Source organism: Streptococcus sp. 27098_8_134 (assembly GCF_041431675.1).
GTDB classification, from domain to species: domain Bacteria; phylum Bacillota; class Bacilli; order Lactobacillales; family Streptococcaceae; genus Streptococcus; species Streptococcus sanguinis_R.
Map to the genome: position 1 here is coordinate 30,186 of NZ_JAPVYD010000001.1, position 14,322 is coordinate 44,507.

Genomic DNA, 14,322 nt, shown 5'->3' on the forward strand with positions numbered 1-14,322 from the left:
TTGTCCTCATTTAAAACTTCCCTCGATTGGTCAAGTCTTCTACCTTAGGCATGACTTCTTTATTGTCCCAATGCTCTACAATCAATCCATTCTCTAAACGGAAGATGTCATACTGGGCATAAGCCACCCCATCTATCTGAGCCTGCCCATAGCTAACCACATAGTTTCCTTGTCCCAAAAGCTGGAAAACAAAGTCAAAAGCAACTCCATGCTCAGCTACATAGTCTTTATAAGCCTGACTTCCTTGGCCAATCTCGTGATTATGCTGAATCAAATCTTCTGCCACATAATCACTCCACTGCTCTAGCTCCCCATTTTGGAAAATTTCTGTCAAGAAACGACGAACGGTTTTTTTATTTGCTACTGTCTTGTCCAAATCCGTGATTTCAAAATCTCCAAAGATCTGGTCTAACTGTCCATTTTCTGGAGCGCGATAGTAGTCAATCACATCCCAATGCTCCACGATGCGACCATTCTCATCAGAACGGAAAGTATCCGTCGTCACCCATTGAGCTTCCCCGCCATTGAGATATTGATGGACATGGACAAAGACTAGATTACCATCCTCAATGGTGCGAACAATCTTCATCTCACGCTCGGGATGGCGCTCAAAGAAATTTGCAAAGAAAGCCGCAAACCCTTCTTTCCCATCTGGCACACCTGTCGAGTGTTGAATGTAGGTATCCCCTACAGACTGAGTTTGAGCCTCGGCAACACGCCCATCTTGAATGGCATGAATGTATAAATTTTGTGCATTTTCAACTTGTTTTGACATGATTTATGCCTCTTTTTCTTTTAAATTTGCTAAGATGCGTTCCTGATAACTTTCAAACTGGCGAATTTCATCCTCTGAGAAACCTTTATAAAAAATAGCATCCAATTTTTGACTGACGCGATGGCCAACTTCTTTCTGGGACCAACCTTGCTCCGTCAACTTGACATATTTTTTTCGCTTGTCTAAACCACACTGACTAAAGGTCACCAAACCCTGTTCTTCCAGCTTTTTCAGCATAGTCGTCAGCGTATTATTGGCCAATCCTGTCGCCAGTGCAATATCTGTCGCCGTAGCGCAACCCGTTTCACTATTCCATAAAACTGTGAGAATCTTGCCCTGTTCACTGCGATAAAGAGCTTCAGGATCCTGATTCAGTAACTTTTGAAAAATCCGCCCATTCAACAAACGAATATGATAGGCCACCAAATGACTGTCTTTCATACTCCCTCCAATTTATTTCTATATCGAATCGATTTTCCTTAATTGTAACATCTAGAATTACATCTGTCAAGAATTTTGTTCTATTTGGAAATAATTTTAAACTGAATAAAGATTTTAAACTAAAAACTCCAAACAAAAAACTCAGTGTAAAGAGGAAATCCCCCTCTCGCACTGAGCTTCTTTTTGTCTTAGTAATATTCACCCTGACGGTAATCCCATGAGTTGAAAGTATCGGACAGGTGCATCATGATTTTGTCAATGTCCAAGCCTTTGCGGATGACCACTGGTGCTGGTGAGATGGAACGTTGCCCACCTTGTTCTGGAATCAGTTTTCCATCCTTGTCCACCATAGAGACCATAACGCCTTGCTCATAGCGAGTTTCAATGGTCTTGTCTGGCTGGATAGAGGCTACATAATCATCTGCTTCAATGACGAGGTCAACAGCATTTTCGATGCGCTCGCCAATTCCTTCAACCTTGCCGCGGTTTCCTTTACCAGATGGGTTAGCTGAGGATGCATAAACCATCTTGCCTTCTTCCCAAAGCTTAGCTGCCAGCTGCTCGCCCGCCTTACCAAACTTAATAACAAAACAGCTAGTGCCACGAACATCTGTCATCAGCTCTTCCCGACCGTCGCCAAATGCCTTGAGCTTTTCAAAAGCTTCTGGCTTCCATGGTAGGATACAGCCCAAGAGGATGTCTTCATCCCAATGCTTTTGATAAAAAGCTTCAATTTCCGGATTCAGCTGAGCCAAAGCACGGAGCTCATCCATACTACCACAGAGGACAACACCTGGCTTATTACGGTTACGAGACTTAGCTTCGAACTTACGCTCCAAGCCAGCTTTATCGCTTGTCATGATGATGTAACCCACCTTGGTAGGGCAAACGATACAGCCACCATCACCTTTCAAGATGTCATAACCTTCTTGTGAAAGCTGTCCGTTCCATTGAATGTGTTTTGTCATAAGTTTCTTCCTTTTCTATTAAATTAAGATTTATTTTACCATATATTTTTATCGGAGACAAGGTTTTTTCAGAATTTTCTCAATATAGCAAAAATATGGTTACTGCCAATAAGATGGACGATTTTTTTCATATTCTGTAATCAAATCCTCATACTGCAGCGTAATGCCGATGTCATCCAGTCCGTTGAGAAGCTTGTGCTTCCATTCACCATCAATGTCAAAGGAGAATTCCCCCACCGGCGAAAAAATCTTCTGCTGCTCCAAATCCACCGTCACTTGATCCGTCGGCTTCAGATTAGCCAATGCTTGCCGGACTTCCAGTGGCTGGACGATAGGCAGCATACCGTTGTTAAGCTCGTTGTTGTAGTGAATATCCCCGAAAGATCCGGCAATGACTACCTTAAAGCCATAGTCAGCCAAGGCCCAGGCAGCGTGCTCCCGAGAGGAACCCGCTCCGAAATTGTCCCCTGTAATCAGAATAGTCGCCTTGCGATACTCCGGTCTGTTAAAGACGAAATCAGGATCTTCGGTGTACTGATTGTCCAGATAGCGCCAAGCGTACATGAGGTACTTACCAAAGCCTTTTTTATCAATCAACTTGAGAAACTGCTTGGGCAAAATTTGGTCCGTGTCAATATTATCGTTCATGAGAGGAACCGTTGTCCCCGTGTAGATTGTAAATTTTTCCATAAACCTTCCTTACTGGACCTCCGGTAGCTGACGGACGTCTACAAATCGCCCAGCAATGGCTGCCGCTGCGGCCATAGCAGGACTGCAAAGATGGGTCTTTGCTCCAAATCCCTGCCGATCCTCAAAGTTCCGATTACTGGTCGAGGCACAGTGAACTCCGTCTGGCACCTTGTCGGGATTCATCCCCAGGCACATGGAACAACCCGGATCGCGCCACTCAAAGCCTGCATCCATGAAAATTTTATCCAGTCCCATCTTTTCAGCAGCCCGCTTGACCGGACGAGAGCCTGGTACGACGATAGCTGTCAGATTGGGAGCAATGTGCTTACCAGCGACAAACTTAGCTGCCAGCTGCAAGTCACTGAGCCTGGCATTGGTACAGGAGCCGATAAAGATATAACCTAGGTCAATATCTTCTGCTTTCTTACCTGGTGAGAGGTCCATGTAATTATAGGCCCGCTCATCGTTCATATCACGTATTTCTGGGAAAGCCGAGCCGAACTCTACTCCCATAGAAGGATTGGTTCCCCAAGTCACCATAGGTGCCAGCTCGGAGACATCAATCTCAATGACCTTATCATAGACGGCATCAGGATCACTGACTAGAGTCTTCCAATCGGCTACCGCCGCCTCAAAGTCCTTAGGAGCGCCCGGCCGGCCTTGAACGTAATCATAAGTCTTCTGGTCGGGGTTCATAATGCCCATCTTTGAGCCAAACTCTATGGACATATTGCAGATGGTCATGCGCTCTTCCATGGTCAGATGGTCAATCGCATCACCAGCATACTCGACCACATGACCGACACCTGCAGCCACACCATATCGGGCAATCAGTGCTAAGATAAAGTCTTTAGAATAGACACCTTTAGGTGGCACCCCAGTAAATTTGACCAACATTTTCTTGGGCTTGACCTGCCAAATGGTCTGCGTGGCAAAGACGTGCTCCACCTCCGAAGTACCGATTCCAAAAGCAATAGCTCCAAAAGCTCCGTGAGTGGCCGTGTGACTGTCACCGCAGACGATAAATTTGCCCGGCTGAGTCTTGCCCGTTTCCGGTCCAACCATATGGACAATCCCCTGCAGTTCCGATCCGTGAGCCGCGTGTTCAATGCCAAAATCCTTGACATTCTCAGAAAGTTTATCAATCTGTGCCTTGGAAATCACATCCCGAATATCATAGATATTGACCGTAGGAACATTATGGTCAAAGGTTCCAAAGGTCAAATCCGGCCGTCTAACCTTGCGCCCTGCATCTCGAAGACCTTGAAAAGCCTGAGGGCTGGTTACTTCATGAATATAATGCTGATCCACATACATAAGCTGGGGCTGGCCTTCTTCACCAGTTATCAGATGCCTTTCCCACAGCTTATCAAAAATCGATTTTCCAGCCATACTAGCTTCTCCATATGTAATATAAAATTCCGATTTCCACTATTATTCCGCAAATCCAAGCCAGCCAGAAATACCATTTTCTGGTCTTGTGGTGAAAGAGTCGACCGCCTAATAAAGCGCCCAAACCTCCGGCTGCCAATGCTGACAAGAGCAACGTCTTCTCTGGAATGCGGTAGTGATTTTTCTTAGCCTTTCGCTTATCCCAGCCATAAAGCAGGAAAACGACAAGGTTCCATAGCAGGCAAATACCTGTTAATATCCATTTCATAAGTTATTAATAATTGCCTCCGTCATTTGGGCTGTCCCTGCCTGACCGCCAAGATCTCGCGTTAAAATCCCTTGAGCCAAAGTCTTTTCAACCGCTGCTTCAATCGCTTCTGCAGCTTCTAACTCTGCAAAACTATCCCGCAGCATCATGGCTACAGAAAGTATCATGCTGATAGGGTTGGCAATACATTTCCCTGCAATATCTGGAGCAGAACCATGGATAGGCTCATACAGACTTGGTCCAGCAGCCGAATGACTAGCTGATGGCATAACTCCCAGCGTCCCTGATAAGACACTGGACTCGTCTGATAGAATATCCCCGAAGAGATTTTCTGTTACTACGACATCAAACTTAGCAGGATTGGTAATCATGAGCATCGCAGCGCTATCCACCAGCTGATGCTCCAAGGTCACATCTGGATAATCCTTGGCCACCTCATCTGCTACTCTGCGCCAGAGCTTGGATGTCGCTAGCACATTTTGCTTGTCAATACTGGTCACGCGCTTTCTGCGACCACGTGCAATGTCAAAGGCCTTACGGACAATCCGCTCCACCTCTTCATAGCTGTAGTCGTTGATATCCCGCGCAGATTTATCCTCTAAAATATGCTCACCAAAGTAAATCCCACCAGTCAGCTCACGCACGACCACGAAATCCACACCAGCAATTCTTTCAGCCTTCAAAGGCGACAAATGCTTCAGAGCATCGAAAATCTTAACTGGACGGATATTGGCATAGAGTTCAAGTTCCTTCCGCAGAGCAAGCAATCCTTGCTCTGGCCGAACTGGTGCATTATCATACTGGGGACTGCCGATAGCTGCTAGAAGAATAGCATCCGCCTTCTTGGCCGCTTCTAGAGTAGACTGAGGCAGAGGATGACCTTCCGCATCAATACCAGCACCCCCAAAAGCCTTCTTCGTGATATGATAAGTAAAACCGAACTTATCCGCAACAGCAGCCAGTACTTGGAGACCGGCTTGCATGATTTCTGGGCCAATTCCATCACCCGCCAGAGCTACAATTTCTTTTGTCATAGTCGCTTCCTTCTAATTATTTGCAGGCAGATCGCGGTAGGATACCTGGTGGCCGATTTCACCCGCATTTTCCTTTTGCACAAAGGTATTGGCATGGATATAGGCAATGGCGCTGGCCTTAAGAACATCAAAGTCAATACCAGAGGAGTTGAAAATTGTATCTGTATCCGTATTTTCAACAGCTACCAAAACACGAGCCTGAGAGTCAATACCGTCCGTTACTGCCTCGATATTATAAGATAAAAGCTGAACAGACTGGTTAAAGAATTGGTCAATGGCATTGAAGATGGCTTCGACGCTTCCCTTGCCTTCCGCCACACAGCTGACCGTCTCTCCGTCGCCATTAACCAGCTGCACATCAGCTGTGATGGTATGGTCGTCATTGGTCGTGAGCTGCAGATCATCAAAGTGGAAGCCTTCAGGATTTTCGACCGTCGTTCCAGCAATCAGAGCCCGAATATCAGCGTCCGTGACTTCATTTTTCTTATCAGCCAAGACCTTAAATTTAGCAAAGAGATCATTAATTTCAGATTCCGCAAAGTCCAGAGCTAGTTCTTTAAGTTTTTCGACAAAGGCATGGCGGCCAGACAGTTTACCAAGCGGCAGTGAATTGCTCTTGACTCCAACCAGCTCAGGTGTAATGATTTCATAGGTCAGTGGATTCTTAAGAACACCATCTTGATGGATACCGGACTCATGAGAGAAGGCATTGCCACCAACGACCGCCTTGTTCTTAGGCACTGGAATACCTGAGAAACGGGACACCAGCTCAGAAGTGTTAATAGTTTCATTAAGGACAATGTCTGTCTCAACCTGATAATAGTCCTGGCGAATCTCTAAGGCAACTGCTACTTCTTCCAATGCTACATTTCCAGCCCGCTCACCGATTCCATTGATAGTTCCCTGAACACGACCAGCACCGTGCTTGATAGCCGTCAAAGTATTGGCCGTTGCCATACCAAGGTCATCATGACAATGAACACCAAATACCACCTTATGATCAGAAGTCACATTTGCCACTAGGTAGTCGAAAATATTTGCAAACTCTTCTGGAGTAGTAAAGCCGACTGTGTCTGGAATATTGATATAAGTCGCACCTGCATCAACTGCTGTTTGTACCACCTGAAAGAGGAAATCCAGCTCTGTTCTTGTCGCATCCTCTGGTGAAAACTCGACTATCTCAAACTTGGAGCGCGCATAGGAGACATGCTCTTTCACAGCTTCTAAAATCTCTTCCTTGGACTTTTTCAGCTTGAACTCTCTGTGAATAGGACTGGTCGCAATGAAGACATGAATCTGTGGATGCTTGGCATCCTTGAGCGCTTCATAGCAGGCGTCAATATCGGACTTGACCGAACGCGCCAGCCCAGTAACAGAGGCTTTTGTGATGACTTTAGCAATCTCCTGCACTGCCGCAAAAGAATCTGGACTCGCAGCAGGGAAACCGGCTTCAATGACTGAAATCCCCCACTTCTCTAACTGCTTGGCAATAGCCACCTTCTCCTTGATAGAGAAATTCACTCCTGGTGTCTGCTCGCCATCTCGGAGGCTGGTATCAAAAAACTCAACTTTGCGTGTCATAGACAACTCCTTTTCTAAGATACATAGACCATTTAGGAAAAACTCTTCCCCAACTTCTAGGTCGTGTTCAATGACTGAGACAGTATGAGACAAATTGATTTCAGAAAAATCAAGATGTATTCCCACTCCCGTCGCTTCTTTAGAAACCATTTCTTCCTCATCAGAGTTTGAGGTAAGATAGGTGAAATAAAAAAACATCTCACTTGAGGAACAAGCGAGATGTTGATTTACTCCCGCTTGGTAAGCCAAACAGGACTAATGCTTTTGCACTAGCCCGAGTAACGCAACAACAAAGCAAAGTTTGAAGATTGGGTTGACTTCATGTTTGACTAACTCCTTTTTGAGATGGTTTCTTATTGTTTAGTATTTTAACACAGTATCATAAACCTGTCAAGAAAAAGTCGATATTTTCTGAAAATTTTTAATATGCTGGATTATTTTGGGGATTTAAAACTGTAAATACGAGAAAAAAGAAGTAAGGTAACTTTGCTTCTTCTATTTTTTCAGGAATCGTAACATGATTCATTCTACTTTCTTCATCTCCTCATATACTGAATTCCTCGGAAAAGGAGAAAGGCTGTTAGAATCAGGGAAACAAGCCAGATGGTCTTCAGGAGGTAAAATTGAATCAGATAGGTAGAGATGATGGCTCCGACTACAAAGCTTGCTAATAGGGCTATAAAGAAAAGGCCTTCTTTCAAATCTTTCCCTTTCTTGTTTCGAGCATAGTTGCCAAAAGCTACCATGGTTTTCTTAATATTCCCCGTCATAAAGGAATTGTTATAGACAATGCCATCCACCTCGCCAAAAGCTGTCGCGACCAGGCCCATGCAGAAAGCTAGTGGCGGCACGATATAAAGATGGGGTACATTTGCTGGCAAAAATCCTGCGACAGTTGTCGTCAATATCAAGGGAAAAACGCTGGACAGCCTGCGCCAAGAATGCTCAAAATGATGCTGAAAAACAGTCATCAAAAAAATCCCCAGCATAAAAGCCAACATAGTTGCCAATTTCACTTCGATTCCTCTTGTCTCTTGATTGATGAGTTCAACCGAAAGGAAAACGACATTTCCCGTCTGACCCGCCACCAAGGTGCCTCCCCTCTCAATGAAGGTATAAGCATCGATAAATCCTGCACAAAAGGTCAAGAGGCAGGCAAAAAATTTTGAACGAGAGTGAAACTCTCTTTTTACAAATTGTTTCATAAACCACCCACAAAATAAGGGAGTGACCAGACTCCGAAAATCATAGATTTCAGTCCTTCCACTTCCCCTTGCTAAACTACATTTCAAAAATCTTGCAGATACTGTGATTCACCAGATTCACAGACTTTTATTTGCTCAAACGACAGAGCAGAAAGCTGCTTGTCCTAGCCTTCTCTGGCTTCCTTAAGGATTTTTTCAATCTTGGTCGTAATCAGGTCAATAGCCACCTTATTAGAAGCTCCCTCTGGAATGATGACATCCGCATAGCGCTTGGTCGGCTCGATGAACTGATGGTACATAGGCTTAACGACACCTAAATACTGCTCAATGACACTATCCAAACTGCGTCCACGCTCTTCCATGTCTCGCTTAATCCGACGGATAATCCGAACATCATCATCTGTGTCTACAAAGATCTTAATATCCATCAAATCTCGCAGGCGCTGATCTTCTAAGACCAAAATCCCCTCAACGATGAACACATCCTGAGGCTCCTGGCGATAGGTCTTTTTGCTGCGGGTATGCTCCGTATAGTCATAAGTAGGAATATCCACTGGCCGACCAGCCAAGAGCTCCTTGATTTGCTCAATCATGAGATCCGTATCAAAGGCAAAAGGATGGTCATAGTTGGTCTTCACCCGCTCCTCAAAAGTCAGATGCGTCTGATCCTTATAATAGGAGTCATGCTCAATCATGGCAATATTTTCGTTTGGAAAATTAGCCAAAATTGCTCGAGAAACACTGGTCTTTCCGCCTCCGGAACCACCAGTCACACCAATAATAATAGGTCTATTTTGCATTATAAGCTCCATCTCTTGTTATCTTATCTATTTTACCGCAATTCATGTTATAATGAAAGAGCTAAAATAAAAAAAGTACATGCTTAAAAATAGAAAAAAGGAGGTTTTTATGTTCAAACTTGGAATCATCGGAACAGGTTCTATTTCTCATGAGTTCATCAAGGCTGCTCACTCAACAGGCGACTATCAGCTGGCAGCTGTCTACTCTCGGACTCTGGCTTCTGCTGAGCGCTTTGTGCAAAACTATGAAAATACAGCCGTCTATATTGAAATGCTAGACTTTCTGTCGTCTGATATCGATGTTGTTTATATCGCCAGTCCCAACAGCCTGCATTTCAATCATGCCAAGGTAGCCATTCTGGCTCGTAAACATGTTATTGTCGAAAAGCCAGCGATTTCTCGTCCCAAAGAATGGCGGGAATTGGCCAAGCTGGCTGACGAGCATCAAGTCTATCTCTTTGAAGCTGCCCGCAACTATCATGAGCAGGCCTTTGATACAATCAGTGATTTTCTCAAGGACAAGACTGTCTTGGGAGCCAACTTCACCTATGCCAAGTATTCTTCAAAAATGCAGGCTCTGCTTGCAGGAGAGCAACCCAATGTTTTCTCAGCTAAGTTTTCTGGCGGCGCTTTGATGGACTTGGGTGTCTACCCAGTCTATGCGGCTATCAGACTTTTCGGTCATCCGCGCTTCGCTCGATACAGCGCCCAGCAGCTAGCCAATACGATTGATTTAAATGGAGCTGGCTGTCTCATCTATCCAGATTTTCAAGTTCAGATTCAGGCCGGTAAGAATATAAACAGCAATCTGCCTGCAGAGATTTACACCGATCAGGGAACTCTGACTTTGGACGGGATTGAATTTATCAGCTCTGCTATTTTCCAAAATCTGGACGGTCAAGAGGAGGTGCTGCCTATCCAGCGTGCTTCACACACCATGCTGGAAGAGGCTCAGGCTTTCGCCCGAGTGCTCAAGGGCGGACAGGATGCAGCTTATGAGAAATGGTTGGATGCGGCAGCGACTGTTCATGAAAGCTTAGTTGCTATGCGCAAGGACGCTGGCATTAGATTTGAGGTTGATGATGATTAAGGAAAAATTTCTCCCGAGCTGGCAAAATCAGCTGGCTCAGCTAGGATTTGAAGATTTGACGGCTATTCAAGAGAAGATGTTTGAGCCTATTTCTGCAGGTGAAACGGTGCTGGGAATCAGTCCGACTGGTACTGGCAAAACTCTGGCCTATCTCTTTCCCAGTCTGCTCAAGCTGACACCTAGAAAAGCACAACAGCTCTTGATTTTAGCTCCTAATACTGAGTTAGCTGGACAAATTTTTGAGGTCTGCAAGACTTGGGCAGAGCCTTTAGGACTGACAGCTCAGCTCCTGCTCTCCGGATTCAGCCAGAAGCGACAAATCGAGCGCCTTAAGAAAGGTCCGGAGATTATCATCGGAACGCCTGGGCGAATTTTCGAGTTGGTCAAGCTCAAGAAAATCAAGATGATGAATGTCGAAACCATCATTTTAGATGAGTTTGACCAGCTGCTCAGCGATTCTCAGTATCACTTTGTAGATAAAATCACCCACTATGCGCCTCGTGACCACCAGCTGGTATATATGAGCGCCACTGCTAAGTTCGACCACGATAAAATTGCTGAAAATACTCTAGAAATCAGCATTGACGACCAAGTTTTGGACAATATCCAGCATTTTTATATGCAGGTCGAAAAACGCGATAAGGTAGAGTTGCTGCGTAAGCTATCCAATGTAGAAGATTTCCGTGGATTGGTCTTTTTCAACGCTCTGTCAGATCTAGGCAGTGCCGAGGAAAAACTTCAGTATCGTGAAGCCAACGCGGTTTCTCTAGCCAGCGATGTCAATGTTAAGTTCCGCAAGGTGATTCTAGATAAGTTCAAAGAACATCAGATTACTCTCTTGCTAGCCACTGACTTGGTTGCTCGCGGCATTGATATTGACTCGCTAGAATGCGTCGTCAATTATGAGCTTCCGCGCGATTTAGAAACCTATACCCACCGCTCTGGCCGAACCGGCCGCATGGGCAAGGAAGGCTATGTCATTACCTTTATCAGTCATCCAGAAGAACTGAAGACATTAAAAAAATACGCTTCTGTTCGCGAAATTGTACTAAAAAATCAAGAACTTTATGTAACAAGTTAAACTAAAAAAAGCTTTGGAAACATTAGATTTCCAAAGCTTTTTGCTTCTACTCATTACCAACAACGATTTCAAAAATCTAAACCCAAGGACCGTCTTAGTCTCTGCCGTAATAAATACGATGGGGCTCTAGCTGACCTTCCAGCAGCTCATTGACCGTCACCAGAGTATAGCCGTTACTCTTCAGATATTCGAGGACACTTGGCAGAGCGTCAATACTGGTCTGGTGAATATCATGCATGAGGATAATCGAGCCTGGTTGAGTTTTAGCAATCTCTTGCATAATAGCTTTAGTATTGCGTGTCTTCCAGTCTAGACTGTCTACATTCCACATGATAAAGGACTGGTCAACCGAATTTTGAATTGTAGCATTAATAGCTCCATAAGGAGGCCGCGTAATCGTTGGCTTGATGCCTATGACATTGTTAATAGCGGTCTGGGTATCAAGGATTTCTTTTTGGGCTGACTCCAGAGGAAGTTTGGTTAAGACTGGATGGTCCCATGTATGAATCCCAATCTGATGACCTTCATTGTGCACGCGCTTGACAATCGCTTCATTACCAGCAATGTTTTGCCCAACCATAAAGAAGGTCGCCTTGGCACCATATTTCTTGAGGATATCCAGAGCCTGCGGTGTTGTCTTAGGATCAGGACCGTCATCAAAGGTCAGAGCAACCATTTTCACATGCTTCTTAGCCTCAAAACTCTGATAAGCTGCCAAGTCATCTCCAGTCAGATAGTCCGCATTGATCTGGTCATAGAAGCTAGATAAAGGAACGTCAATACTGGTTAAGCCTTGCACTTCCTTGCTCAATTTAATAGAAAAATGGCTGTACTCATAACGGAAGGACCACTGGCCCAACTCCGTTCCATTGAGGGTGTTGAGAATTCCCGTCTGCACCGCCTCATCGACCTGTCTAAAGGTCAGCTGGCTGGATATTTCGTTGATGAAGATTTCCTTAGCTGCATCGGGATCCTGAAAGAGCTTATCCAGAGTGAAACGGCTGCCGTCTGCACCAAGGTAGCTGTCAGCAACTTCCCGCTCTTCTCCTTTACTGATTTTCATCTCTTTGACATGATAGTCCTTGCGATGCACCAGTACTTCTTTGACGTCCTTCAGGCTCGTTTCTTTTTCCTCAGCATAGTAGAAGGTCAATTCTTCAATCTTATCGCCCTTCTTCTGATTATCCTTAATCGTCTGGCTATCTGCGTCCATCTGCTCCTTGACGCTTGCCATAACCTGACCATCCAGCAGAGGATAAAAGGACTCCACATAGTGGCTGCCAATCATCTTGCTCTGCTTTTCAGTTTTTTCAGCGTGGTAGGTCTCTTCTTGAGAAATCAGCACACTAACCTTCTCTTGCAGTTCCTTTTCTTGGAAAATAGCGTAAATTTTTACAGCACCCAGAAATAGAGCAGCAACAAAAGCTAAACCTAGCAAGCTGAGAACAATGAGTGTTTTCTTTCCGTGTTTCTTGTTATTTTGTCTTTTCATACACCTGTCCTAAATGAATAAAAATCATCATTTATCTTGCAAAATTAACTGCAGCTAGATGTTAGAGACTCTTCTCACGAATGACTTCCACCTTGTAGCCATCAGGATCTTTTACAAAATAATAATTAGGCGGGTTGCCGGGAAGACCCTTTGGATCTGTCACTTCATAGCCTTTGGCCTTGTGCTCAGCGTGCAGACCTTCCAAGTCTGGCGTGCTAAGTGCCACATGAGCAAAACCGTCCCCAATCACATAAGGACCATGGTCATAGTTATAGGTCAGTTCCAGCTCATAATCATCGCCTTCCAAACCTAGATAAACGATAGTAAACTGATAATCTGGAAAATCCTTGCGGCGCAGCTCTTTAAAGCCAAAAGCCTCTGCATAAAAAGCGATAGACGCTTCCAAATTCTCCACACGTAAACAAGTATGTAACATTTTTGATGCCATAATTTCACCTCATTCTTTCTTGTTTATTATTATACCCTATTTTGGGCAAAACTTATATTAAATTTTTAAAAAAGTAAATAAAAGCCAGATAAAAAGCAAGCCATTAAGGCCTGCTAAGAATTGTTTTTCAAAAAATGTTCAATGAAGTCGCTATACGAATTCCATTGAGGCATGGGAATGCTTTCCTTTTCAGCACTTCTTTTGATTTCAAAATATTGATCAACCCACTCGGCATAGCCTGAATGCATATGATTTGTGACCATTTCGGCAACCAAAGGCTGACTCAACATGAACTTCATTACTGGAACCAAGAGAAATAAGGGCAGGGATAGATATTTAGTAGGTTTATAACGATGTTTAGGAATGCCATATCGCTGACAGAGTTCTAAACCTTCTCGCCAAGCGCAAATCATCTTTCGAATTGCTTTTTTATCTTTCAAGAGTGCATCAAAAGTCCCCGCTTCTGCAACTGCACCTGCCATTACCGCCTCCTGAAGGCAGTGAACCTTCATCCAAGAAGCCAAGTTAGGCATAGCATCAATGCCTATCCCACTAGCTGTGAAGATAGGAGACAACTCTGCTGTGTAAGAATCATCATCAAGTAACGTAGCTTCTTTGAAAATGATAGCTTGGATCCGACCATCACTCTTTCGCCCTCCTCCAACAGAAGAAGGAAAAGCTAACGACACCTGCTTTCTGTCCAAATAAGAAGGAATCTTGGAGTTGATATTCCAGTTATTCTGTAAAATAAGTAAATGAGCTTTTTCCTTTATATCCGCCAAATGATTCAATGCCTGCTCTAGTTGCAAACTATTTACCGTTAAGAGAATCAAGTCATAGTCTTGAGCGATACTCGTCACCAATGGCGGCTGGAAATGATGTTCTTTATAGACCTGTTCATCTTTCCTTAAATCTTTAATAGAAAGTGTGAAGCCTTGCTCTAAAGTCGACAGCTTATGCTCTCTAACTAAGACAGTAACTTGATGTTGATTAGACAGTAACCAAGCGTATGTCAAACCAATCGTGCCAGCACCATAAACCAAAATGTTCATATTAG

At 44.3% G+C, this 14,322-nt stretch carries 15 protein-coding genes; 2 read left to right on the plus strand and 13 right to left on the minus strand.

From position 1 onward, the window contains the following. Positions 1 to 10: 10 nt before the first annotated feature. The 10 genes from O3620_RS00135 to udk all read right to left on the minus strand — a co-directional run bounded on the left by O3620_RS00135 (position 11) and on the right by udk (position 9,154). Positions 11 to 775 (minus strand): nuclear transport factor 2 family protein, encoded by a 765-nt coding sequence (locus tag O3620_RS00135; RefSeq protein WP_048773191.1) that lies wholly within the window; start codon positions 773 to 775, stop codon positions 11 to 13. A gap of 3 nt (positions 776 to 778) precedes the next feature. Then, positions 779 to 1,216, minus strand: coding sequence for a MarR family winged helix-turn-helix transcriptional regulator (locus O3620_RS00140; RefSeq protein WP_011836841.1), 438 nt, complete (start codon positions 1,214 to 1,216; stop codon positions 779 to 781). A 188-nt stretch (positions 1,217 to 1,404) separates the two neighbouring features. Beyond that, positions 1,405 to 2,184 (minus strand): L-threonylcarbamoyladenylate synthase, encoded by a 780-nt coding sequence (locus O3620_RS00145; RefSeq protein WP_011836840.1) that lies wholly within the window; start codon positions 2,182 to 2,184, stop codon positions 1,405 to 1,407. 99 nt (positions 2,185 to 2,283) lie between these two features. Next, complete coding sequence (gene leuD, locus O3620_RS00150; protein ID WP_002909937.1) at positions 2,284 to 2,874, minus strand: 3-isopropylmalate dehydratase small subunit; 591 nt, start codon at positions 2,872 to 2,874, stop codon at positions 2,284 to 2,286. Between the two features lie 9 nt (positions 2,875 to 2,883). Continuing rightward, positions 2,884 to 4,266, minus strand: a complete 1,383-nt coding sequence (gene leuC, locus O3620_RS00155; RefSeq protein WP_371601290.1) for a 3-isopropylmalate dehydratase large subunit — start codon at positions 4,264 to 4,266, stop codon at positions 2,884 to 2,886. A 1-nt stretch (position 4,267) separates the two neighbouring features. Beyond that, positions 4,268 to 4,534: a DUF1294 domain-containing protein gene (locus O3620_RS00160; RefSeq protein WP_002895724.1), complete on the minus strand. Its 267-nt coding sequence runs from the start codon at positions 4,532 to 4,534 to the stop codon at positions 4,268 to 4,270. Then, complete coding sequence (gene leuB, locus O3620_RS00165; RefSeq protein ID WP_002919176.1) at positions 4,531 to 5,568, minus strand: 3-isopropylmalate dehydrogenase; 1,038 nt, start codon at positions 5,566 to 5,568, stop codon at positions 4,531 to 4,533. Before leuB ends, O3620_RS00160 begins: the two co-directional genes overlap by 4 nt. Positions 5,569 to 5,580: 12 nt before the next feature. Continuing rightward, the gene (locus O3620_RS00170) at positions 5,581 to 7,149 is read right to left on the minus strand and encodes a 2-isopropylmalate synthase (protein WP_032913107.1); all 1,569 of its coding nucleotides are present in this window, start codon (positions 7,147 to 7,149) and stop codon (positions 5,581 to 5,583) included. 536 nt (positions 7,150 to 7,685) lie between these two features. Continuing rightward, complete coding sequence (locus O3620_RS00175; RefSeq protein ID WP_002919178.1) at positions 7,686 to 8,354, minus strand: YoaK family protein; 669 nt, start codon at positions 8,352 to 8,354, stop codon at positions 7,686 to 7,688. A gap of 164 nt (positions 8,355 to 8,518) precedes the next feature. After that, entirely contained in the window at positions 8,519 to 9,154 is a 636-nt protein-coding gene (udk, locus tag O3620_RS00180; protein WP_032909529.1) for a uridine kinase, read from the minus strand. Between the two features lie 79 nt (positions 9,155 to 9,233). Between udk and O3620_RS00185 the strand changes: the two genes are divergently transcribed. Next, positions 9,234 to 10,244, plus strand: a complete 1,011-nt coding sequence (locus tag O3620_RS00185) for a Gfo/Idh/MocA family protein (protein ID WP_002919179.1) — start codon at positions 9,234 to 9,236, stop codon at positions 10,242 to 10,244. Continuing rightward, on the plus strand, positions 10,234 to 11,325 hold the full coding sequence (locus O3620_RS00190; RefSeq protein WP_002919180.1) for a DEAD/DEAH box helicase: 1,092 nt from the start codon (positions 10,234 to 10,236) through the stop codon (positions 11,323 to 11,325). The genes O3620_RS00185 and O3620_RS00190 overlap by 11 nt, the downstream gene beginning before the upstream one ends. A 94-nt stretch (positions 11,326 to 11,419) precedes the next feature. On the opposite strand, the gene O3620_RS00195 is transcribed toward O3620_RS00190, so the two are convergent. The 3 genes from O3620_RS00195 to O3620_RS00205 form a co-directional block, all read right to left on the minus strand. Beyond that, positions 11,420 to 12,817: a polysaccharide deacetylase family protein gene (locus O3620_RS00195; RefSeq protein ID WP_002906763.1), complete on the minus strand. Its 1,398-nt coding sequence runs from the start codon at positions 12,815 to 12,817 to the stop codon at positions 11,420 to 11,422. Between the two features lie 61 nt (positions 12,818 to 12,878). Beyond that, on the minus strand, positions 12,879 to 13,265 hold the full coding sequence (locus O3620_RS00200) for a VOC family protein (RefSeq protein WP_002895748.1): 387 nt from the start codon (positions 13,263 to 13,265) through the stop codon (positions 12,879 to 12,881). Positions 13,266 to 13,378: 113 nt separating this feature from the next. Next, complete coding sequence (locus O3620_RS00205) at positions 13,379 to 14,317, minus strand: ketopantoate reductase family protein (protein ID WP_002906765.1); 939 nt, start codon at positions 14,315 to 14,317, stop codon at positions 13,379 to 13,381. Positions 14,318 to 14,322: the final 5 nt, after the last annotated feature.